The 22,320-nt window shown below is 65.5% G+C and carries 15 protein-coding genes; 8 read left to right on the forward strand and 7 right to left on the reverse strand.

Features of this window, described 5'->3' with window-relative positions:
- Positions 1–25 precede the first annotated feature (25 nt).
- On the forward strand, positions 26–865 hold the full coding sequence (locus ISP14_RS10565; RefSeq protein ID WP_404539285.1) for a hypothetical protein: 840 nt from the start codon (positions 26–28) through the stop codon (positions 863–865).
- 118 nt (positions 866–983) lie between these two features.
- Positions 984–1,856, forward strand: coding sequence for a class A beta-lactamase (gene bla, locus ISP14_RS10570; protein WP_404539286.1), 873 nt, complete (start codon positions 984–986; stop codon positions 1,854–1,856).
- Between the two features lie 175 nt (positions 1,857–2,031).
- On the opposite strand, the gene ISP14_RS10575 is transcribed toward bla, so the two are convergent.
- A complete protein-coding gene (locus ISP14_RS10575) occupies positions 2,032–2,973 on the reverse strand; it encodes an alpha/beta fold hydrolase (protein ID WP_404539289.1) in 942 nt (313 codons plus the stop codon).
- 174 nt (positions 2,974–3,147) lie between these two features.
- On the opposite strand from ISP14_RS10575, the gene gcvA reads away from it, so the two are divergent.
- The 3 genes from gcvA to ISP14_RS10590 all read left to right on the forward strand — a co-directional run bounded on the left by gcvA (position 3,148) and on the right by ISP14_RS10590 (position 10,862).
- Positions 3,148–4,029: a transcriptional regulator GcvA gene (gene gcvA / locus ISP14_RS10580; RefSeq protein ID WP_404539292.1), complete on the forward strand. Its 882-nt coding sequence runs from the start codon at positions 3,148–3,150 to the stop codon at positions 4,027–4,029.
- Between the two features lie 239 nt (positions 4,030–4,268).
- A complete protein-coding gene (locus ISP14_RS10585) occupies positions 4,269–10,223 on the forward strand; it encodes a putative Ig domain-containing protein (protein ID WP_404539295.1) in 5,955 nt (1,984 codons plus the stop codon).
- Between the two features lie 114 nt (positions 10,224–10,337).
- Positions 10,338–10,862 (forward strand): GFA family protein, encoded by a 525-nt coding sequence (locus ISP14_RS10590; protein WP_404539296.1) that lies wholly within the window; start codon positions 10,338–10,340, stop codon positions 10,860–10,862.
- Positions 10,863–11,698: 836 nt separating this feature from the next.
- Here the strand turns inward: ISP14_RS10590 and ISP14_RS10595 are convergent.
- Both ISP14_RS10595 and ISP14_RS10600 read right to left on the reverse strand, forming a co-directional pair.
- Complete coding sequence (locus ISP14_RS10595; protein WP_404539299.1) at positions 11,699–13,897, reverse strand: penicillin acylase family protein; 2,199 nt, start codon at positions 13,895–13,897, stop codon at positions 11,699–11,701.
- A gap of 167 nt (positions 13,898–14,064) precedes the next feature.
- Entirely contained in the window at positions 14,065–15,138 is a 1,074-nt protein-coding gene (locus ISP14_RS10600) for a YXWGXW repeat-containing protein (RefSeq protein ID WP_404539301.1), read from the reverse strand.
- A 477-nt stretch (positions 15,139–15,615) separates the two neighbouring features.
- On the opposite strand from ISP14_RS10600, the gene ISP14_RS10605 reads away from it, so the two are divergent.
- Together ISP14_RS10605 and ISP14_RS10610 are read left to right on the forward strand one after the other, a co-directional pair.
- Positions 15,616–16,401: a TenA family transcriptional regulator gene (locus ISP14_RS10605; RefSeq protein WP_404539304.1), complete on the forward strand. Its 786-nt coding sequence runs from the start codon at positions 15,616–15,618 to the stop codon at positions 16,399–16,401.
- A 66-nt stretch (positions 16,402–16,467) separates the two neighbouring features.
- Positions 16,468–19,215, forward strand: a complete 2,748-nt coding sequence (locus ISP14_RS10610) for a putative bifunctional diguanylate cyclase/phosphodiesterase (RefSeq protein WP_404539308.1) — start codon at positions 16,468–16,470, stop codon at positions 19,213–19,215.
- A 12-nt stretch (positions 19,216–19,227) separates the two neighbouring features.
- Here ISP14_RS10610 and msrA read toward each other — a convergent pair whose 3' ends face one another.
- Complete coding sequence (msrA, locus tag ISP14_RS10615) at positions 19,228–19,908, reverse strand: peptide-methionine (S)-S-oxide reductase MsrA (RefSeq protein WP_404539311.1); 681 nt, start codon at positions 19,906–19,908, stop codon at positions 19,228–19,230.
- A gap of 107 nt (positions 19,909–20,015) precedes the next feature.
- Here msrA and ISP14_RS10620 point away from each other — a divergent pair, with 107 nt between their 5' ends.
- Positions 20,016–20,831, forward strand: a complete 816-nt coding sequence (locus ISP14_RS10620; protein ID WP_404539314.1) for an arylamine N-acetyltransferase family protein — start codon at positions 20,016–20,018, stop codon at positions 20,829–20,831.
- 265 nt (positions 20,832–21,096) lie between these two features.
- On the opposite strand, the gene ISP14_RS10625 is transcribed toward ISP14_RS10620, so the two are convergent.
- Genes ISP14_RS10625 through ISP14_RS10635 form a run of 3 tightly spaced genes read right to left on the reverse strand, consistent with a single transcriptional unit; the run spans position 21,097 to position 22,201 of the window.
- On the reverse strand, positions 21,097–21,336 hold the full coding sequence (locus ISP14_RS10625; RefSeq protein ID WP_404539316.1) for an RNA-binding S4 domain-containing protein: 240 nt from the start codon (positions 21,334–21,336) through the stop codon (positions 21,097–21,099).
- Positions 21,333–21,794, reverse strand: a complete 462-nt coding sequence (locus ISP14_RS10630; RefSeq protein ID WP_404539318.1) for a barstar family protein — start codon at positions 21,792–21,794, stop codon at positions 21,333–21,335. Before ISP14_RS10630 ends, ISP14_RS10625 begins: the two co-directional genes overlap by 4 nt.
- A complete protein-coding gene (locus ISP14_RS10635; RefSeq protein ID WP_404539321.1) occupies positions 21,791–22,201 on the reverse strand; it encodes a ribonuclease domain-containing protein in 411 nt (136 codons plus the stop codon). The genes ISP14_RS10630 and ISP14_RS10635 overlap by 4 nt, the downstream gene beginning before the upstream one ends.
- Positions 22,202–22,320: the final 119 nt, after the last annotated feature.

Here is a 22,320-nt window from a genome sequence, read left to right on the forward strand (position 1 = left end):
GCCGGAGCAAGGGTAGGGGTATTCGATGAGTGCAGCTTTGCAGGTTTTGGTCGAGGCGCTGGAAGCCGACCGCGCGCTGGACGCATCGCCGCAGTTCCGCGAACGCATCGAGGCGCTCGATCGCCTCGATGCCTTGATGTCCACCACGGGCGAGGGCGCGCTGTCGCAACGTGCGCAGGCGATCCAGCAGCGGCTGGAAGCGGTCAATGCAGTGCAGTTCGAAACCCTCCGCGAGGCGATCCGCCGTGGCGAGGGGCACGATGCGCTGTACGGCTGGCGGGGTGCACCCGACGATGCGCCACACCGCCCCGGCGATGCCTACGATTGGCGGGACGAGCTGGTCAGCGGCGTGCTGCCGTTCGGGGAGCCGGGCGAAGCCTCGGCGCTGGCACCGGAGATGGTGTTCTACCAGCCCACGCCGGCGCGGCATGTGTTCGACCTGCTCGATCGTCTGGCGTTGAACGAGAACGACGTGCTGGTCGACCTGGGTTCGGGCCTTGGCCACGTGCCCTTGCTCACGGCGATCTGCACGAAGGCACGTGGCGTCGGCATCGAGATCGAGCCGGTCTATGTGCATGGTGCGCGTGCCTGTGCGCAGGCTTTGCAGCTGGCGAGGGCGCAGTTCCTGCAGGCCGACGCGCGCGAGGCGGATTTCGCCATCGGCAGCGTGTTCTATCTGTACACGCCATTCACCGGCTCGATCCTGCGCAGCGTGCTGGACGCACTGCGGCGCGAGGCCGGGCGCCGTGCGTTTCGCGTGTGCAGCTTCGGCCCGTGCACGGCCGTGCTGGCTGCGGAAGCCTGGCTGGCGACCGACGTGGTGCCGACACTCGACCGCGTGGCGATCTTCCGCACGCGGGACTGAGCCGCAGCCGCGACTGGCGGTGTGCCACAGGCTTGCCATCTGCGTTGCCCGAAAAAGTCCGGGCGCTCCCCCACAGTGGCGGTCCGACCCACCTCCCATCTGCTGGCAAAGGAATCCCATGGATCGCAGAACCCTGTTGAAGACCGCTGTGCTGGGCGCCTCGGCGCTTGCTTTTCGCGCCGTCCCGGCCCGCGCCATCGGAGCGGAAGATGCCGGGACTCGGCTGGCTGCGCTGGAGCGACGCTACGGCGGACGGCTGGGCGTGGCCATCCTGGACACCGGCAACGGCTGCCGCTACGGCTACCGTGCGGACGAACGCTTCCTGATGTGCAGCACGCACAAGGTGCTGGCGGTGGGCGCGGTGTTGGCGCGCGTCGATCGCGGTGTCGAACAGCTGGACCGGCGTGTGGTGTTCGGCAGAGACGTGGTGCTGTCCTGGGCGCCGGTGACCAGCCATCACGTGGGTGCGCCGGGCATGAGCGTGGCCGAGCTGTGCGAGGCGACGATCACGGTGAGCGACAACACGGCAGACAATCTGCTGTTGAAAAGCCTGGGCGGCTCGGCTGCGGTGACGGCCTTCGCGCGGCGGCTGGGCGATCCGCTGAGCCGGCTGGACCGCACCGAACCCGAGCTCAATGTCGGATCGCCCGGCGATCTGCGCGACACCACCACGCCGGACGCCATGCTCGGCGGCTTGCGCACCCTGCTGCTTGGCGATGCGCTTTCCGTCGCCTCGCGCGATCGGCTGGTGGCATGGATGCGCGCTTGCAGCACCGGGGTCGATAAGCTGCGCGCCGGTGTGCCCGGCAACTGGCAGGCCGGCGACAAGACCGGCAGCGGTGCCAACGGCGAGAGCAACGACGTCGCGATCTTCTGGCCGCCGCAGCGCAAGCCGCTGCTGGTGACGGCTTACTACGTCAATCCGGCGGTGAGCGGCGAGGAACGTGCCACGGTACTCGCCGAGGTGGGGCGCATCGCAGCTTCAGTGTGAGGCCTCGCGGCTGCCGCGTGGCGGCTGCGCTGCGCATCTCGGCCACGCCGAAACCGGATGCGGGTCTTGATCGGCCTTCAAACGTGGCGATGGCCGGCAGGTGGATGTGCAGGCATCGTCGCCGGGTCCGCTTCCGACCCGAAGCGGACCTGCCTGCTTTCACAACATGCCGGGGCTATCGCAATGCATCGCGGTGCTTCGCGAGAAACCCGCCAACCAGGCTGGCCACCGTGTCGGGGGCGTCGAGCGTGGCGAAATGCGTAGAGTCGAGTATGTGGATCTCGGCTTGTGGCGCGTCTCGCTTATAGGCAACGGCACCCGGCGTAGTGAAAAACGTGTCCTTTTTGCCCCAGAGCACCAAGACGGGAACCTTCAGCCGGCTGAGCAGCGATTGCCACGCGGGGTAGCGTTTCACGTTGTTGCCATAGTCAAACCAGAGATCGTTTCGAGCATCGATCACACCAGGTCGCTGTTCTGCAGCCATCATCTGCATCAGTGCATCTGGGCCGGCATGATCTTCGTCATCCCAGCCGGCGGACTTCGGATAGGCAAGGGACTGCACGTAGGCGGCGCGACGACTGTCCAAGGCCGCGTTCCGATGCTCCCAATGGCGCCGCAACTCTCCCTGGGGATCCTGTGCGGCGGGAAAGCCATCGAGGTGAATCACGCCGTTCTGCACCATGACGGAAGCGATGGCCTCGGGATGCAGGGTCATCAGGCGGAAGCCCACGGGAACACCGTAGTCCTGCATGTAAAGACTGTAGCGCGCGATGTTGCGTGCCTTGAGGAAGTCATCCACGGTCTGCGCAAGGTGGTCGAACGTATAGGCATAGCGCACATGATCCGGTGCATCCGAGTAGCCGAAGGATGGATAGTCCATGGCGATGACGTGCAGATGCCGGGTGCTGGCCAGCGTCTCCATCACCTCGGCATACATAAGCGAGGAAAGTGGATTTCCGTGAAGAAACACTACGGTCGGATCGGCGGGGTTGCCGCCTTCGCGGTAGAAGATCTGCATGCCATCGACGGATTGCCAACCCTCGTGCAGGGATTTGGCGTGTGAGAGCGGCGCCAAGGTGCACAGCATCAAGAACGAAAGAAGGGCAAGAAGTCGCATATAGTCTCCACCTGGTACGTCGGAACGGCATGACCGGAAAGCGCCCTGGATGCATGGCTTCGTGCGACAAGGGGCGACCGGATTGCCCGGCAGCAAAAGTATTGGTGGCACGCGAGCCGACGTGAATCGATATTTCTTCAAGCACGGTTGAATGCTCTTCAACTCAGGGTAGCCATGCCTTTCGTCCTGCCTCCCATGCATACGCTGCGGACGTTTGAAAGCGTCAGCCGCTTGCGGAGCTTCACCGAGGCGGCGGAGGAGCTGCACCTCACCGTCAGCGCCGTCAGCCACCAGATACGGGCGTTGGAGGCGTTCTACGGGACCAGGCTGCTGCTGAGAAGCCATCGCGACGTCGCCCTTACCAGGGCTGGCGAATTGCTGCGTGACGTGGTCGCCGAGTTTCTCGAGAGACTATCTTCGGCTGGTCGATCGCTGCGTGGCCAGTCGGCTAACCGGCTATCGCTCAGTGCGCCGCCTTCCTTTGTGAGTCGATGGCTGATGCCCAGGCTGGCCGGCTTCCTCGGCGCCAACCCAAGCGTGGACTTCAAGCTTCACGCCACAACGGATTTGATGGATCTGGAAGCTGACGAGGTGGATTTCGCGATCCGCTACGGCAACGGGCACTGGCCTGGACTCGCTTGCGAAGAGCTGTTTGATGAAACCGTTTTTCCGGTTGCATCGGCCGCTTTCCTTGAGAAGCGCAAGATCCGTGGTCTGGCGGATCTGACCCATGACATGCTGTTGCGCGATGACTTCTTCAGTTGGAGCCGCTGGTCGGAGCAGACCGGCAGTGCCCACCCGCTGCAACCCTCGGGTCCGCTCTACAGCGACTCCTCGCTCCTGCTGCAAGCTGCCGAAGCGGGGCAGGGTATTGCCTTGGGCCGCAGCGTCCTTGTGGAAGATGCGCTGGCTTCAGGAAGGCTTGTCCGCATCGGCTCTCAGTCTCTCAAGGCTGATGGTGCCTACTATCTGGTGCGCTCGTCGTCGGCGCCCGCTACCCCGGCGATGAACCCTTTCCGGTCGTGGCTGATGGTGGAGGCGGCTGGCCAGAACTAGCCAGCCCGGCTTCCCGGACACTGGTGACGGTGTGGATTCCGGATGGTGCCTAAATCATGGGGAGATGCCGCTTTGTTAGCGGGTAAGCGCGCACGAGGCGCTGGAGCCGTGCCTCGGCGGCCTGAGGCCAACATCCCGTTTTGCCTCTCCGGTCGGCCGGAGACCCCTGATTTTGGGGGTACCTGAGTCGCCCTTTTTCGTATCAGAATATCCAGTGCAGGGACTACAGGGGCGAAGGCATGAACACCACAGGGGGCGTGGGCTCGACGCATGGCTTTGCGTCGGAGTCCGGTTATTCATTGCACCGGTTCAACGGCACCCGCGCGGGTGCCTTTCTTTGCAGGCTTCTACTGGCACTTGGCGTGCTGGGGTCTGCATGTGTGCCGTTCACGGCACAGGCCCAGACTAGCCTGGCCGGTTGTCCGACCTCGTTTGAAGTGCCCGCCGGCGGATCGGCCACGCTTGATACCTTTCAGTGTCCTGGCGTGAATGGCCTGGGCACGAACTGGCCTGCCTTTGTCCCCGATAGCACCACCACCGGTAACGACATAGTCAATACCTCGCATGGCACGGCCACCAATGTCGGCAACAACGATGAATTTCTGACCTACGCAAACAATGGGGACGGCGCCGCAAGCGATACGTACACCTGGGTCGATGCCAATGCTCTGCAGCATACGGAGATCATCAGCATCCTCAACATCGCCACGGCCAGCCTCCCCAATGCCGCGGCAGGCACTGCGTATAGCCAGACGATCTCCGGTGCTGGCGGCACGACGGCAAGCTACCACTTTTCTGCAACGGGCTTGCCTGCGGGTTTATCCCTCAGCACCAGCGGTGTTTTGTCGGGCACGCCTACGACCGCCGGCGGCAACACGGTCACCGTCACACTGTCTGACGGTGTCGTTTCCGTCAGCAAATCCCTTTCGCTCACCGTTGCCAGCCCAAGCGTCACCATTACCCCCAGCAGCTTGCCCGGCGGCACGGTTGGTATTACCTACAGCCAGGCGGTCAGCGCCAGCAACGGTACTTCTCCCTATAGCTATACGATCAGCGCAGGCGCTCTGCCGGCCGGGTTGACCATCAATCCCGCCAGTGGCGCGATCACGGGTACGCCGACGGCAGGCGGGTCGTTCACGTTTACGGTGAAAGCCACGGATGCCGGTAGCAACACTGCCACCCAGACTTATTCCGGTTTCACCGTAGCCGCACCCACCATCAATTTGTCGCCGTCGACCTTTCCTGCGGCCACGCAAAGCGCCAGCTATAGCCAGACCATCACCGCCAGCGGCGGCACCCCGGCCTATACCTATGCGGTGACCAGCGGCAGCCTGCCCTCCGGCGTTACGCTTTCCAGCAGTGGCGTGCTGAGCGGCACGCCGACGGTCTATGGCAGTTATCCCGTTACCATCACGGCCACGGACAGCAGCACCGGTACCGGGCCTTACACCGGCAGCAACAATTACACCCTTACGATAAATGCGGCGGCGCCTACGGTCACCACCGCCTCCGTGCCAAACGGTACGGTTGGGATCTATTACAGCAAGACCATTACCGCCAGCGGCGGCAATCCACCATACGCCTTCTCGCTCTCCTCGGGCACCCTGCCGTCAGGCCTGACCATCAGCTCGGCTGGCGTCCTCTCAGGGGTGCCCACTGCGGGTGGACCGTACACCTTTGTCGTGAAAGTGACGGATGCAGCGAGCAACGCCGCCACCCAGACGTATACCAATGTGACGATGGCTGCGCCAACCATCACGCTATCGCCATCAACCCTACCAGGCGCGACACAGTACAGCGGCTACAACCAGTCGATTACGGCCACCGGAGGCACGTCACCGTTTACCTATGCGGTGACTGCCGGCAGCTTGCCCGCCGGCGTCCTGCTCAACGCGAGTACAGGCACGTTGAGCGGCACGCCTACGGTGTACGGCAACTTCAACTTTACCGTCACCGCCACGGACAGCAGCGGTGGCACCGGGCCATATAACAGCAGCCAGGCTTACAGCCTGGTGGTCGCTGGCGCAACGCCGGTCATTACCACGGCAAGCGTGGCAAACGGCACGGTGGGTGTGAGTTATAGCCAAACGATCAACGCCAGCAACGGCAACGCACCATATTCGTTCTCGATCTCTTCTGGCAGTCTTCCGCCGGGTTTGCTCATCAGCAACACGGGCGTGATTTCAGGCACGCCCACGGCCGGCAACAGTTACACCTTCACGGTGCAGGTGACCGATGCGGCAAGCAACACCGCCACGCGGACTTATACCGCTGTAACGATCGCCTCAGCGACGATTACGCTGTCGCCGTCGAGCCTGCCAAATGCCACGCAAAACAGTGCCTATAGCCAGACGGTCACGGCCAGCGGCGGTACTTCGCCCTATACCTATGCCGTGACCAGCGGCAGCCTGCCCACCGGTCTCCAACTCAATGCGAATACCGGTGTGTTGAGCGGCACGCCCACGGGGCACGGCCTTTCCAGCTTTACCATCACCACCACCGACAGCAGTAGCGGCACCGGGCCTTACACCGGCAGCCAGGCGTATACCTTGTCGGTCACTGCATCGACACCGGTGATAGGTCCCACCACCTTGCCGAACGGCACGGTAGCCGTCAGCTACAGCCAGACCATCAGCGCCAGCAACGGCAATCCACCCTATGTGTTCACGCTCAATGCCGGCAGCTTGCCGCCGGGCTTGACACTCAGCAGCAATGGCACGCTGGCTGGTACGCCGACCGCAGGCGGGTCTTACGTCTTCACGCTGATGGTGACGGACGGGGTCGGCAACACCGCCACGCGAAGCTATAGCGGCTTCACCATCAACGCACCCACCCTGTCCTTGTCGCCTGCATCGGTCACTGCGGCAACGGTCGGCGCAGCGTATTCGCAAAGCTTCAGCGCAAGCGGCGGCACCGCGCCTTACACCTACGCGGAAAGCGGCAGCCTGCCCGCCGGCATGAGCTGGAATACAAGCACGGCCACCTTGTCGGGCACGCCTACGCAAGCCGGCTCCTTCCCGATCACCGTGCAGATCACCGATAGCAGCGGCGGCACCGGGCCGTATACGCATAACTTCAACTACACCTTGCAGGTAAATGCGCCGAGCTTATCGATCACGCCGATCAACAATTCGGCGTTCACCGCCACGTATGCCACGGCGTACTCGCAGAGCTTCCGTGGTAGCGGCGGCACTTCGCCCTATACCTTCATCGCAAGCAGCGGCAGCCTGCCGGCCGGCTTGAGCCTGTCCAGCAGCGGCGTGCTTTCTGGTACACCTACGCAAACCGGTCATTTCAGCTTTGCGGTGACCATGACCGATAGCTCCGCCGGCACCGGAGCACCGTTCTCAACCACCGCCAATTACAGTATTACCGTCAATAGCAGCGCGATCACACTGGCACCCACCACGCTCGCAGGCGGGGCGGTCGGTGCCCGTTACTCAGCGCAACTGAGTGCGAGCGGCGGTATTGGGCCTTACAGCTTCAGCATCACTTCGGGTGCGTTGCCGGCCGGCCTGTCCTTGAGCAGCAGCGGCGCCCTGGGCGGCACGCCCACCGCAGCCGGTGTGTACAACATCACCGTAACCGCCACGGACGCCAACCGCTTTGCCGGTAGTCAGGCGTACACGCTGACGATCGCCGCACCGACCCTGAGCCTGAGTCCGACCGCGCCCACCTTGCCGACGGCGACCGCGGAAAGCACGTATACGCAAACCTTTACTGCCAGCGGCGGCACGGCGCCTTATCGCTACGCGGTGTCTTCAGGCAGCTTGCCGGCGGGACTCAGTCTGAGCAGCACCGGCGCCTTGTCCGGAACGCCTACCGTATCTGGTGCCTACACGTTCTCCCTAACTGCAACCGACAGCAGCACCGGCACCGGCGCGCCGTTCACCGCAACACGCAGCTACTCGCTCAGCATCAATGCGCCCACGTTGACGATCACGCCCCCGACCTTGCCGAATCCTCAGCAGGCGGCGGTCTATCACCAGCAGTTGAGCGCCAGCGGCGGTGCCGGAAGCTATACGTATACCGTTACGCAAGGCAGCTTGCCGGCAGGTCTGGTTTTGAGCAGTGCCGGTCTGTTGTCGGGCACGCCGACCGTGAATGGCCCGTTCTCGTTCAGCGTCACCGTCAAGGACGGCGACAATTTCACCGGAACGCAAAGCTACAGCGTGACGGTGAGCGCCCCGCCGGTGCCAACGGTGAGCGCCAAGGCGGCCAGCACGCCGTACAACGCGGCGGTAAGCATCGACCTGACCGGCTCGATCAACGGTCTGGACATCACGGCGGTGAACATCGCCGCGCAACCCGCGCACGGCACGGTGTCGGTCTCGGGCGAGACAGTGACCTACACACCGTCCTCGACCTTCTACGGCGGCACCGACAGCTTCACCTACACGGCCACCAATCCTGGCGGTACCTCCGCGCCAGCGGCGGTGACCATTACGGTAACCCCGCTGAGCGTGCCGACCGCTGCCGCGCTGTCGGTAAACACTACGGCGAGCACGCCGGTGACGATCCAGGTCATGACGAATGCCAGCGGCCCGCAGCCGTTCACCGGGGTGAATGTGGCTAGCGTACCGGCGCACGGCAGCGCATCCATCAACGGGGAACAGATCGTCTATACGCCGAACGCGGGCTTCGTCGGTACGGACAGCTTCACCTACCAGATCAGCAATCACTTCGGTAGCGCTGTCCCGGCGACGATCACGGTGACTGTAACGAAAGCCGGCAGCAGCTCCGAGCAGAGCATTACGGTGAGCACGACGCCCAACACGGCTGTCAACGTCAATCTGGCTCAGCCGGCTCCTGGCGACTACGTGTCTTCGGCGGTGCTTGCCGTCTCGCCTGGTAGCGCAGGCAGCACCACCATCAGCCCGCCGACGTCGTTGACCTTCACGCCCAACAGCAGCTACCGAGGACTGGTCCAGATCACCACGCTCCTGACCGCGGCCAATGGGCAGGTCACGACGGTGCACGTGCTGGTGCTCGTGAGCAGCCAGCCCGATCCGTCGAAGAATCCGGATGTGACGGGTTTGATCAATGCACAGGCGATGGCGGCGCAGCAGTTCGCGTTGAGCCAGATCAACAACATCCAGCAGCGCCTGGACGTGTTGCATGAGGGTGCCACGCCCATGTTCAGCAATAGCGTGGCACTGAGCATCGACGGGCAATCGCTGGGTGGCGGCCGCCCCGGCGCGACTCGTCCGGATGCAAACGGTGCGATCAACGAGCAGCGACCGGGCATCGGGGCGGCCGGTGGCTTCGGTGGCGCTGGCCTGTTCGGCGATGGCCGACCCGCCGGCAACTTGGCTGCAACCTCCGGCAACAACCAGGCCGCTGCTAAGCCAAGTCCCACCGGTCTAGGCGTGTGGATCAATGGCCAGGCCAATTTCGGCAGCTTCGACTCCTATCGGCAGGCCGCTGGTTTCGACAGCGACAACATCGCCATCAATGCCGGTATCGACCAACGCATCGGCAACGATGCACTGTTCGGCATGAGCATCGGCTACAACCACGACAACAGCACCATCGGTCGAGACGACACGCGCAGCATCGCGCAAGGTTATAGCGCGGCGTTGTACGGAAGCTTCCAAGCGGCATCCAACATCTACATCGATGGCCTGCTTGGCGGCGGTGGTCTGCGTTTCAACAACCGTCGCTTCGATGCCGACACCGGCGACTATCTGACCGGCAGGCGTACTGGCAACATGTGGTTCGGCGCGCTTACCGGCAGCTATGTGTACCAGCACAGCGGGTTACTGCTGGCGCCCTACGGCAGCTTGAAATGGTCCTACGCCGATCTGAACGGGTACTCGGAAAATGGACCGGCCAGCGCCGCACTGGCCTACGGTAGTCAGACCATGCGCAACGCCGTGGCGGCACTGGGCATCCGTGGCAGCAGCGTCATCACGCTCGACAAGGGCACGTTGTCACCGCACGTGCAATTGGAGATCGGGTACAACTTCCAAGGTATGAGCACCACCACCCTGGGCTATGCGCTGATACCGGCGCTGGGGACGTGGAACATTTCGAACAGCCCCTACGGGTTGAGCGGGGGCCGCGCACAGCTTGGCTTCGGCGTGGACCTGCAGCTGCCACGTAACCTGATACTCACCACGGACTATGGTTACTTCCTACAGGCGAACATGCACGACCAGATGCTCCGGTTCAGCCTGAACAAGCAGTTCTAGAGATAGGTCGCGGTCAACGTGGCCGGACGCGGGTTGCCTCGATGGTTGCTCTTTTGCAGCACCATCGAGGCATGGCGTTGATTGATTGGGCCTTTGCTCTTTCCTGAGTCAGCTTTGGACCTCAAGCAGAAACTGGCGAGCCGGGTTTCGCGCCAGGGGCCGTTGGCGATTGATGGGATTGGCTCGTCGCTTGCACGCGCGTCCCATCGGCTTTCCATCATGCTGGCGCTCAAGCAGATGTCGTTGTCCCTAGGAGGTCAAACCATGGAGTACCACGCTCACTGTCATTGCAAACGCGTGCGCTTTTCCTTCCGCAGCCCCGAGATCACGACCGGCAAACGCTGCAACTGCTCGCTGTGTGTCCGCCGGGGAGCGGTGCTGTCGCCTGCCTACATTCCGGACGCCGACTTCACGCTGCACGCCGATGAGCGCGACCTGGCCGTATACCTTTGGAACGACAAAGTCGTGCGCCACTACTTCTGCAAGACCTGCGGCATCTACACGTACGGTGCCGTTGCTGGCGAGGACGGCAAGGACCGTTACCGGGTCAACCTCGGTTGCGTGGAAGAGCTCGATGCGCTCGCGCTCGATATCACGATCGTCGACGGCAAGGCGTTGCCGCTCGCCGATGCGCCCTGAGTCCCCTGACCCAGCAGCGGCATCGGTGGACGCCGCGTACCGGCACGACGTCGGCGATCTACACATACACCGGAGGGGCAACGAACCCGCCGACAAGGTGACGACGGTTGATGAACATTGGAAATAGAGCCGACTTGTACCGGACTCGTTGTGCCCGCTCCCACCTTATAGCAGACACCTCGCGAGCGTGATCCGCACCAAGCTCGACGGCGGCTGGGCACGCCGGCCGCGATCGTCATCATCGCGGCGATGTTAAACATGCCTTCATGCAATGACTCCGGAATATCGACAAATGCCCGGGTAGGGTCGATACGCGAGCGCGGTATCACGATTTCGCCGTGGAAGTGGAACGTGAGCTGCAGCAGCGCCGCGCTCGCACCCAACCCGCAACGGAGACCTCATATATGAAAGGTTTAGTCACGGCAGGGCTGTTGGTTGCAGCTACGCTGGCATTGTCGGCGTGTGGCAAGGGCGGCGAGATGACACCCTCATCCGAGGCTCCCAGTAATGCGGCGACCGCACAGGCCCCGGCCTCGCCACCACCGGCGATGCCGGCCACCACTCCGACACCTGCGGCGACCGGCGCCGCGCCGCCGTCGGTATCGACTGCCGGGAGTGGATCGAACCCGCAGCATTAAAAAGAAGAGATACCTGGAAAGCGTCGAGGCACTTTGCGGACCATGGAGGGTCCTTGTATGTGTGCGCATGATCGTCGAAGGCGGCCCCGATCGGGGCCGCCTTCGACGATACGGAAACGCGTCACGGGCTGGTTTTCCACGAGTCGCCAAAAGGCCGCTGATAGAGATCGGCGTACCCGGGGGGCGCGCGATCACCCGTCAGCCGGGGTGATACACGCGCTCGATGTGTCCCTGAAGCTGGTCGGGCCAGAAATACACTGTGCGCAGGTTGCCGCTGGCGTAGCGTTCGGCTTCGTCGCTGAAATGTTTCGAGTCCGGCTGGCCGCTCTCGCCGCCTGCGGTGACAGCGCGTGCGCTCACTCGCGGGCCGAATGCCACCACGGCCACGAAGCTGTTGCCGCTGGAGCCGTAGTAGCGTTTCGTCCCGGGCCAACGGTGCGCGCCGAACGAGGCCAGCGAGCCCCAGCGCGAGGAGACGAAGGGCACCGGGATGCTGGGCTTTTCGTCGTTGAAGTGCGGCTGGATCGCGTCGTCCAGGCGCTGGAAGCGGTTGATCCCGCCCCAGGCCACGCCCCAGCTGCCGAAGTCTTGCGTGAGGCGATCCACGGCTTCGTCCAGCGCATGCAGGCGTTCCTGCGCGCCGCCGTCGCGCGCGATGTAGTCGTAAGGCGAGATGCCGGCCGCTTTCGCGCCGGGCACGCTTTCGTCCCACAAGGTGTCGCCCCAGAACACCGCGAGCGAGGTGGGCATGGAGGCGATGCCCCAGCGGTAGTCCCAGTGGCGCAGCAACTCGACCGGACCAGCCAGCTTGGCCTTGAGCGGGTCGCTGGCGGGCAGGGCGTCATAGTCCTTCGCGAGGATGGGGATGAGTTTCGCGAACTCGGGCAGGTACGAATCGAAGGCGTCGGCGATCAGCTTGGGCATGCTGAAGCCGCTGGCGCCGGTGAGCATGCCGGTGGCGTGGATGCCGCGCGGGTTCTCGCCGGCGGTATCCATGTAGCGCGGGAAATCGGCTTGCTTCGGGCTGTACTCGCCCGCGGCGGAGTACGGCCAGTTGTTGGTGTTCATCGCCCAACCGTTCGGCGGGTTCACTGCCTGCGGCAGTTCATTCAGCGGCGTGAGGCCGTGCCAGTCGGTGGCCGGGTCGCTGCCGTCCACGGGCTTGGTGTAGTCGAAACGGTTGTCGCGCTTCGGCACGAACTGCGGCATCAGGAAGGCGATCTCGCCCTTGTCGTCGGCGAACAAGGTGTTGTTGGATGAGTTGGCCTGGAGCGCGGCCACCTTCATGTAGCTGGCGTAATCGTGTGCCTTGGTGCGCAGCCAGCTCTGCTCCAGCGCAGCGACGGGCTTGTCCATCAGCGCCTCGGCGATCCACTTGCCGCCATCGCGCTTCACGACAGGGCCGTGGTGGGTGAAGTAGGCGGTGAAGCTGCGCGTCTTCAGTGTGCCATCGGCGGCGCGGTAGCGCACGGCGATGTCGCGCTCGGTCACCGGGCGAAGTTCCTTGCCGTAGCGGTAGTACGTTTTGCCGTCCTTGTGCACGATGGTTTCGGCGAACTCGTCTACCGCGTCGAGGCCGGTGGAGGTGTGCATCCAGCCGATGTGCCGGTTGAAGCCCTGATAGATGAAGAACTGGCCCCAGGTTACCGCGCCGTAGGCATCCAGCCCCTCGTCGCTGGACATCTGCAGCTCGGAGCGGAAATAGAACGAGGTATGCGGATTGATCCAGAGCAGCGCGTGGCCGTCGGTGGTGAGTTTCGGCGCGATCGCGATGCCGTTGGAACCGGTGGGCTCGGCCCAGCTTGGCGGATTCACCTGTGCCAGCGCGGGATGCGCGTCGCCGTAGAACGCGGCGAGATCCTTCAGCGACACGCGCTCGATGTCGCCGCCGATGCTGCCCTCGGTGAAGGACAGCGCCATCCACGGCTCGAAGTGCGCGATCACCTTCGGGTGCACATCCGGATGCGTGGCGAGATATTCGTTGAGGCCGTCGGCCCAGGCATCCATCAGCTGGCGCAGCCAGGCCGGGCTCTGCGTGTAGTGCTTTTTCAGTTCCGCCGGATCGACCCAGAGCTGTTGGCGCAGGTCCTGCCAGATCGCGGATTCGCCTTCGGCCTGTGCGGTCCAGCCCAGCGCGGTGACGTAGTTCGTTTCAACGCGGTTGAAGTCGTCCTCGGCTTGGGCGTAGGCCATGCCGAATACGGCATCGGCGTCGGTCTTGCCGTGTACGTGGGCGATGCCCCAGTCGTCGCGGGTGATCGTCACCGCCTGTGCTTCGCGTTGCAGGCGCGCCTGTCCAGCCGTCTGCGCCGGCGCCGCGACGGCGAACCCCAGGGCGAGCAGGGCCAGCCACGAACGGGTGCGGCGCAGGGTGGAAGTCGGTTGGCGTGCAGGCATGCGGATTCCCCGGAACATGGCGCCGCGCGGCGCGTGGCCGCTATTTGGCAGGTCGACGGGGCATCTTGCGGTGGCAGGCACGATCGGGCAAGCCAGCGCATGGCCTGCACAAACGACCAGGCCCGCCTTGTGGCGGGCCTGGTCGTTCCGTGCTGCGCGGTAGCGAATCAGTGGTGCTTGTCGTCGTGCCCCCCCTGGCGCCCGCCACCGCCACCGCCCTCGCCGCGTGGCGCGGCGGCGTGCTGGTACTGGGCCGGACGCGCGTTGGCCTGGCGGTACGCAGGCTGCGCGTAATTCGGCGCCGGGCGATAGGTCTGCGGCTGGTAGCTGCGCGGCTGGTTACTCTGCGGCTGGTAGTTGTGCGGCTGGTAACTCTGCGGCTGGTAGCTGTGCGCCTGGTAACTCTGCGGACGGTTCGGCGCGCCGCCTTCATAGCGGCCGGCTGCTGACGGGGTGTAGCGGCCTGCGCCGGCCGGCTGCATGGCCGTGTTGGCATGGGGCGCGTAGCCGGCCGAACGTAGGGCGCCGCGCTGCGGGGCAGATGCCGGCGTATAGCGCGTCTCGCGCGCGGCCGCTGCCGACGGCGCGCCGCGGGCGGCTGCGTTGCGTTGCTGCAGCTGCGCCGCCACCGGCGCGGTGTGCGGCTCGCGGGCCCAGGCCTGCTGCTGCGCGGTGGCGCGAGCGGCGATGCCGTGCGGGCCACCGTTGTAGCTGGTGCGGTTGACCACGGTGTTGTTGATCACCGTCTTGTTGTAGACGTTGGTGATGTTGTTGGTGACGTGGTTCACCGTGCGGTTGTAGTAGAAGCCGTTGCCGCGCCAGTAGCCGCCGTCATAGCCGTGGCCGCCGTAGCCGTAGCCGTAGTTGATGCCACCGTAGAAGCCGACGTGCCGTCCCCAGTAGCCGCCATGGAAGATGTAGACGCCGCCACTCCAGCCCCAGTAGCCCGGGGTCCACAGGGCGCCGACGAACGGCGCCAGCACCCAGGCGCCCGGCACCCAGTAGTAGCCATCAGGGCCCCAGGCCCAGTAGCCGGGCGTCCAGATGTAACCCGGTCCCGGAATCATCGGCTGCACGTAGACCGGCAGCGCCGGCGGCGCGATGTTCACCGAAACGAACACGCCGGCATGCGCGCGACCGGGAATGGCGGCGATCACTGCCGCGGCGAGCAGGGCGGCTGCGCTCCGCAGCAGCCACTGGCGGCGCGGGGAAAGGCTGTTCGTGATGATGCGGGTCTGCATGGCGACCTCCCGGTTGCTGTGTGCGCATGAATAACGCAACAGCCCCCGTATCGGCGACGGTCTGTCGTTGGCGAATTGCAGATTGGTTCAGCGCCAGACGCCACCCGGATGCGCCGGTTCCGGCGGCAGGCCTTGCGCTGCAAGGGTTTGCGGCTTTCCGTATGGCGGTTAAACCGGTTTGTGCCGAGTGTCGCCATCGGAACTCGCCGACTCCGCCGTCGCCGCTGCCGCTGCCGTGGCCGGGAGTGCGTTGACCTATGCCGTGCGTGCGGCGCCGACCGCGCCACGGTTCGTGCCGGCGTGCCGCCTGCGGGCCGTGCGGCACCGCTTTGGCCGCGTGACAATCGGCGTTCAACTTTGAGGGCTTCCACCGCATGCACGCGGTGGACAGCGGCCGGTTTGCGGGCGCCCGGCTCCCGAGTCGGCCGTCGAGCGGCACCACCTTGCCGGGCATCACGACAGACGAAGGAGAATCACATGCATACCCGTTTTGAACGTACCGGTGCGCTGACCGAACTGAGCAGCTACCCGCAGTGGGCGCAGGACATGGTGGCCGATTGCGAGCAGGCGAAGCAGAGCGTGCTCTGCCACGAGCTGTGGGCGCAGATGAGCGAGGCCAGCCTCGACCAGGCATCCACGCGCAACTTCATGGTCGGCGTGTGGCCGGTGATCGAACGCTTCCCGGCCTACATGGCGCTCAACCTGCTGAAGACCCGTTTTGGCCGTAGCCAGGGCGACAACCTGGCCCGGCGCTGGTTGGTGAGGAACATCCGGGTCGAGCAGAACCACGCCGAGTACTGGCTGAACTGGGCCGAGGGGTCCGGCGTGAGTGAGGAGGAGGTGACGATGGGGCGGCCGCCGATGGGCAGCCAGGCGCTGGCCTCGTGGTGCGAGGAGGTCAGCCGCAGCGGCGACCTGGCGGCCGGCATTGCGGCCACCAATTACGCCGTGGAGGGGGCCACGGGCGAGTGGTCCCAGCGGATCTACGAAAGCGTGGCCTATGCGGAGAGTCTGCCGGCGGCCGGGCGGGCCAAGAGCCTGCGTTGGCTTCAGCTTCACGCCGCCTATGACGATACTCACCCCTGGGAGGCGCTGGAGATCGTCTGCACCCTGGCGGGCATGACCCCGGGGGTGGATCTGGTCCAGCATTTGGGTGAATGTGTGCGCCGCAGCTACACGAGCATGCGCATCACCCTGGATCACTGCATCGAGAGGCAAGACACATTGGTCAAGGCGAACACGCGGGTGGAGGCCGCGGCTTGATTCAGGGGGCAATCGAGTGGGCGCGCTGAGGCATTCTGGCGCGCTTGTTGCTTTAGAATCCGCATGATGCAGAACATGACTTCCAATCAGCGAAGATCATTGTCGCAGCACCTGCTCCCGCTGGCGATTGCGCTGGCGTTTGTGGTCGGCCTGATCCTCGCTTTGACTTGGGGTGCTTTGCAGATCCAGGTCACTCTCGCCGGTTTCCTCAACGGCGAGAGTGTTTGGTCGAAAGCACAGAAGCAGGCTGTGATCGATCTCCAGATCTATGCCCAGAGCGGGCGCGCGGACGCGCTGGCGGACTATCGGAAGAACATGGCGGTGCTCGCCTCGGACCGCTGGGCCCGCGATGCCATCGCCAGCGGCCATTTCGACCATGACGCCGTCAAGCAGGCATTCCGCCGGGCGCACGTGATACCCGAGGCGATCGACGGCATGATTTTCATGCTGCACTACTTTTCGTCGGCGCCTTACATGAACAAGGCCATCGCGGCCTGGTATTCGACCGACAGCACCATCGACGGGGTAGACCGCATCGCCGACGAATTGCAGCGGGCTTACGCCGGCGGCAGCGTCACGCCGGCGATGGTGACCGCCGCGCGCGAGCGGATCGCGGAATCCAATCGCTACGTCGAGCCGCGCAGCAACACCTTTTCGGCCCAGATCGCGGATGGCGCGGCCTGGATTGGCACGGTGCTGTTCCTGACCGTGCTCGTCGCCGCCATCGTCGCCTCGCTGCTGTGGCTGCGCATGGCGCGCCGCATCCTGCAGGGCATACGCAACAGCGAGGAACGCTACCGCCTGTTGTTCGACAGCGCCACCGACGCGATCGTGATGATCGACGAGAGCTGCGGACTCATCCTAGAGGCGAACCACACGGCGGAGACCTGGATCGGTGCCGCGAACGGATCGCTGGCGGGGCGGCGCTTCGACGATATCTTTGCCAGCGAGTCGCAGCCGCATGCCAAACGGGGTGCCACCGGCGTGCTGATGGCCAGCGACGGCGACCATCGGCCGGTGGAAATGGAGGGCAGCCTCGCCACCTGGGGCAATCGCAAGGTGCGGCAGGCGATCATCCGCGACGTTTCGGAGCGCGTGGCGCTGGAGCGCGAGCGGCGGGTGGCTGCCGAGGCGCTGGCCGGTATCGCCGAGGGGGTGATCATCGCGGATGCCGACCGTCGGGTGGTGTCGGTCAACGCGGCGCATACCGAACTCACCGGCTTCGGCGCCCAGGCTTTGACAGGCAAGCGGTTCGACGAGACGCGCCGTATGCCGGACGGCGGTCCACTGCCGGAGTCCATCTGGATAAGCCTCGCCGGCGGCCGCCACTGGACCGGCGAGGTGCAGAGCCGGCGCCGGGACGGCAGCGTCTATCCCGAGCAGCTGAGCATCAGCGCGATCCGCGACGCGCAGCACCGCGTGCTGCATTACGTGGCGGTGTTCAGCAACATCCACGCCGCCAAGATGCAGCAGCAGCGGCTGGAGTACATGGCCACGCACGATCCGCTGACCGGGCTGGCCAACCGGGTCGCGTTCCAGCGGCAGTGCGAGGCGGCGATCGCCGCGGCTTCGCGTGCGCGCACCGCGGTGGCGGTGCTGTTCATCGACCTGGACGCGTTCAAGATCGTCAACGACAGCTACAGCCACGCGCTTGGCGACCGCGTCCTGCAGAAGGTCGCCGAGCGGATCGGGCGGCAGATTTCCGGGCACGACGTGGCCGGCCGCATCGGCGGCGACGAGTTCACCGTGCTGCTGGACCGGCTCGAACTGCGCGAGGACGCCAGCGTCGCGGCCGAACACCTGCTTGCCAGCCTGTCCGAACCGATCGTCGTGGACGATTGCGAGATCGTGCTGAGCGCCAGCATCGGCATCGCCGGCTACCCGCTGGACGGTGGCGACGCGACTTCGCTGATCGCCAACGCCGACGCCGCGATGTACGCGGCAAAGAGCAACGAGCGCAACACCTTCCGTTTCTACACGCCGATCATGCAAGCCGACGCGCGCCAGCGCCTGCAACTGGTTTCCGAACTGCGTCGCGCGCTCGTCAACGACGAATTCCGGCTGCGTTTCCAGCCCAGCATGGAATTGAGCAGCGGTCGCGTGGTGGCGGTGGAGGCGCTGTTGCGCTGGGAACACCCGGAGCGCGGCGAGCTGCCGCCGATGGAGTTCATCCCGGTGGCGGAAAGCCTGGGCCTGATCCGCCGCATCGACGAATGGGTGCTGCGCACCGTCTGCGCGCAGATCCGCGACTGGGACCGCGTCGGCATGCCGTCGATCCGTGTGGCGGTGAACGTGTCGGCGCGCTGGCTGAGCCATCCCGCCTTTGTCGAGGGGCTGGGGCGGGCGCTGCGCGAATTCCAGGTTTCCCCGCAACGCCTGGTGCTGGAGATCACCGAGGGCGCCATGCTGCAGTTGGGCGACGATACCGAGCGCACCATGCGTGCCTTGCACGGGCTGGGCATCGAGGTGGCGATCGACGACTTCGGTACCGGCTATTCCTCGATGGCCTACCTGAAGCTGCCTGCCGTGACCTGGTTGAAGATCGACCGTTCGTTCGTCACCGGCCTGCCGCAGGGCGCGAACGACGTGGCGATCGTCGAGGCGATGCTGGCGATGGCGCGCAGCCTGGGGCTCAGCACCATCGCCGAGGGCATCGAGCACGAGGCGCAGCACCAGTTTCTGCTGAAGGCTGGCTGCGACGAAGGGCAGGGCTATCTGTATTCGTACCCGCTGCCGGCGGCGGCGCTCGAGCGCCTGCTGAATCCGCGTCCGCTGCCTGCGCGTCTGAGCCTGGTGCCGCCCAAGCAGCAATGAAGTGGCCCGGGGCTAGGGCAGATACAGCACGGGGAACAGCTGCCTGAGGTGGGTGACCTTGGGGGCGTCGTTGATCGCGATATAGAGGTCGCCCGGATGGCGGCTGGCGTAGTCCTGGTGCCAGTCCTCCGCCGGGTAGAAGGCCTGCAGCGGCACCAGCTGGGTGACGATGGGCGCGGTGTAGATGCCTGCCTTGCCCAGCTGAGCCAGGTAGGCGCCGGCAATGCGCTGCTGTTCGGGGCTGGCGTAGAAGATCGCCGAACGGTATTGCGTGCCGCTGTCCGGCCCTTGCCGGTCGAACTGGGTGGGATCGGCCGCGACCGAGAAGAACACCTGCAACAGCTGGCCGTAGCTGACCTGGGCCGGATCGAACAGCACCTTTACCGACTCGGCATGGCCGGTGTCGCCTTCGCTGACCTGGTCGTAGTGCGCGGTGGCGGCGCTGCCGCCGCTGTAGCCCGCCCAGGTCTTGCGCACGCCCCTGACGTGTTCGAACACGTCTTGCACGCCCCAGAAGCAGCCGCCGGCGAACACCGCGACCTGTTCGCCGTGCGTGGCGGTGCGGGGCGCGTCCAGCAGTGGCGCGGGCAACTTCGCGGCAGCTTCGGCCGCGGGCGGCAGCGCGCAGGCGCCAAGCAGACTCAAGGCGAGCGCGGCACTCAGTGTGCGAAGAGGATGGCGACGGGTGGACATGGCTGACCTCGCGATGATGCTTCGATCACTATTCGCCGGTCATGCCCGAACCGTTACCTGCGCGCCGCGCCCGATGCTACCGTGGCGCCCCCCCCGGAGTTCCCCGTATGCCCGACGCGATCGACCTTGACGCCTACCTGCGACGCATCGGCTATCGCGGCACGCTCGCGCCCGACCTGCCGACGCTGCACGCGCTGGCGACCGCGCACGCAGCGGCGATCCCGTTCGAGAACCTCGATCCGTTGTGCGGCGTGCCGGTGCGGCTTGAGCTGGATGCGCTCGAACGCAAGCTGCTGCACGAGGGGCGCGGCGGCTACTGCTTCGAGCAGAACCTGCTGTTCGCCGCCGTGCTGCGCGCCGTCGGTTTCACGGTGCGCGGCCTGATCGCACGGGTGCTGTGGAACCAGCCGGAGGATGCGGTCACCGCGCAGACGCACATGCTGCTCGACGTCGAGGCGTCGGGCGAGCGCTGTCTGGCCGACGTGGGCTTCGGCAGCATGACGCTGGCCGGTGCGCTGCGCCTGCAGCCCGGCGTCGCGCAAGCTACCGCGCTGGAACCGTTCCGGCTGCTGGAGCACGAGGGCGAATGGCGCATGCAGGCCTGTGTGCGCGGTGACTGGCTGACGCTGTATCGCTTCGACCTCGCACCGCGCGAAATCGTCGACTATGTGGTTGCGAACCACTACGTCTCCACCTGGCCGGCCTCGATTTTCGTGCAGCAACTGGTCGTGGCGCGCACCACCTGCGATCGCCGGCTGACGCTGCGCGACCGCGAGTTCACCGTGCGTCGCGTGGGCGCCGAGCCGGAGCGGCGCAGCCTGCGCGACACGGCGGAGATCCGCCGGGTACTGCACGAGGAGTTTCTGCTGCGCGTGCCTGACAATGCGGAGCTGGAACGCAAACTGGCGGCCTTGCCTGGCTAGTGCGGGCGTTCCCCGGCAGCTTGTCTGCCGGGGCGCGGCGTGCGGGGCAGCCGGTTACTTCGCGGCTTCCGCGTTCCAGGCCGCCACCTGTGCCCGGGTCTTCGCCAGCATGCCGTCCAGACCGATCGCGACGATGTCCTCGCCGCGTAGCACCAAGGCCTGGTCGATCACGGTCCGTGCGTGTTCGACGTCGGCGAGCGCCGCCTACCGATGGTGCAGCAGAAGGACGAAGGCGCGATCGCGGTGTACCGGCGCTGGCGGGAACTCAACGTGCGGTGAGCGGGTGCGGGTCGGCCAGCACGCGGATTTCCTCGCCGCCGATGCGCACGGTCTGGCCCGCCCTGATCTTGCAGGTCTTGCGCAGTTCGACGGTACCGTCCACGCGCACCGCGCCGCTGGCTACCAGGTGCTTGCCGGCGCCGCCGCTGTCGCACAGGCCCACCAGCTTCAGCAGCAGGTTCAGTTCGACGTGGTCGCCGTGCAGTTCGAAGGCGTGGGTGGTCATGCGATTCCTGGTGGAAGTGTGGTGCGGAGGCGACCGTCGTCCGGTGCGAAGTCGGGCAGGGCGAAGAAGGCGAAGAACGGTCGGTCCGCATCCTGCGCGAAGGTGGCGGCATCGTCGAGAATGCCTAGCAGCACGTCGAAATCCCCACTGGCGCCGTGTTGCAACGCGCTGGCGTGGTCGAACAGCAATACGTGGCCCCAGGCCGGCAGCCAGCCGAGGTCGCGCAGGCTATCGGCCAGCGCGTCCCAGTTGTCGCCGAAGTCGGCGGGCAAGGTCAGCGAGCTGGCGAGGCATTGCAGCAGCTCGGCCTTGCCGTGGCAGCCGGCCAGATCGGTGCGGCGCACGGCCAGTTCCTCGCGCACAGCGTTTGCCGCCAGCCGCACCAGGTCGGCATCGCCTACGAAGTACACGCCGTTCTGGCTGGGCCGGGTGAGATCAGGGTCCAAAAGCCTGTTCATGGCAACGTGAAGCGGCGGAAGCTGCGGTAGTGGTCGTCGGTGTAGTAGTACACCTCCGGCGGTGTCCCGCCGGTGATGATGCGCCGCGTGCCGCGGGTGCTCGCGCCGGGTGTTTCCACCGTGTACTCGTGGTAGTAGCCGCGCGGCTGCTTCGGCAGCAGGCCTTCGTAGTTGCCGAACACCACGCCATCCTGGCTGTGTGGGAACGGGCCGCCGCGGGCGATCAGCGCCAGCGTGTCGTGTGCTTCGGGCGGCAGGAAACTCGGCAGCGTGGCGCCGTTGTCGCGGCTCGCCGAAGCGGCGGGTGCGTTCGGCTGCGCGGCCGGGACCGGTGTCTGCGCCTGCCGGTTCCACAGCAGCGCGAGCACGACGACCACGAGCACGAGCAGCGGTTTCCAGTAACGCATGCGGGCGATCGGTAGCGAGTGAGGGGCGAGTCTAGCATCGCGCCGGCGCGCCCCCGGCTTCCCTGATCGCAAGAAATTACGCAAACTCAGACGCTCGTCCGCGGCGCACTGGCGCGCCG

The organism is Dyella agri (assembly GCF_044904705.1).
Classification (GTDB): domain Bacteria; phylum Pseudomonadota; class Gammaproteobacteria; order Xanthomonadales; family Rhodanobacteraceae; genus Rhodanobacter_A; species Rhodanobacter_A agri.

Excerpts from the sequence above, each read along its gene's own strand:
- ISP14_RS10610 (WP_404539308.1), top strand. The coding sequence starts at position 16,468 with ATGCAGAACATGACTTCCAATCAGCGAAGATCATTGTCGCAGCACCTG.
- ISP14_RS10595 (WP_404539299.1), bottom strand. The coding sequence starts at position 13,897 with ATGCCTGCACGCCAACCGACTTCCACCCTGCGCCGCACCCGTTCGTGG.
- gcvA (WP_404539292.1), top strand. The coding sequence starts at position 3,148 with ATGCCTTTCGTCCTGCCTCCCATGCATACGCTGCGGACGTTTGAAAGC.
- msrA (WP_404539311.1), bottom strand. The coding sequence starts at position 19,908 with ATGTCCACCCGTCGCCATCCTCTTCGCACACTGAGTGCCGCGCTCGCC.
- ISP14_RS10635 (WP_404539321.1), bottom strand. The coding sequence starts at position 22,201 with ATGCGTTACTGGAAACCGCTGCTCGTGCTCGTGGTCGTCGTGCTCGCG.
- ISP14_RS10585 (WP_404539295.1), top strand. The coding sequence starts at position 4,269 with ATGAACACCACAGGGGGCGTGGGCTCGACGCATGGCTTTGCGTCGGAG.
- ISP14_RS10605 (WP_404539304.1), top strand. The coding sequence starts at position 15,616 with ATGCATACCCGTTTTGAACGTACCGGTGCGCTGACCGAACTGAGCAGC.
- ISP14_RS10630 (WP_404539318.1), bottom strand. The coding sequence starts at position 21,794 with ATGAACAGGCTTTTGGACCCTGATCTCACCCGGCCCAGCCAGAACGGC.
- ISP14_RS10575 (WP_404539289.1), bottom strand. The coding sequence starts at position 2,973 with ATGCGACTTCTTGCCCTTCTTTCGTTCTTGATGCTGTGCACCTTGGCG.
- ISP14_RS10565 (WP_404539285.1), top strand. The coding sequence starts at position 26 with ATGAGTGCAGCTTTGCAGGTTTTGGTCGAGGCGCTGGAAGCCGACCGC.
- ISP14_RS10620 (WP_404539314.1), top strand. The coding sequence starts at position 20,016 with ATGCCCGACGCGATCGACCTTGACGCCTACCTGCGACGCATCGGCTAT.
- bla (WP_404539286.1), top strand. The coding sequence starts at position 984 with ATGGATCGCAGAACCCTGTTGAAGACCGCTGTGCTGGGCGCCTCGGCG.
- ISP14_RS10625 (WP_404539316.1), bottom strand. The coding sequence starts at position 21,336 with ATGACCACCCACGCCTTCGAACTGCACGGCGACCACGTCGAACTGAAC.
- ISP14_RS10600 (WP_404539301.1), bottom strand. The coding sequence starts at position 15,138 with ATGCAGACCCGCATCATCACGAACAGCCTTTCCCCGCGCCGCCAGTGG.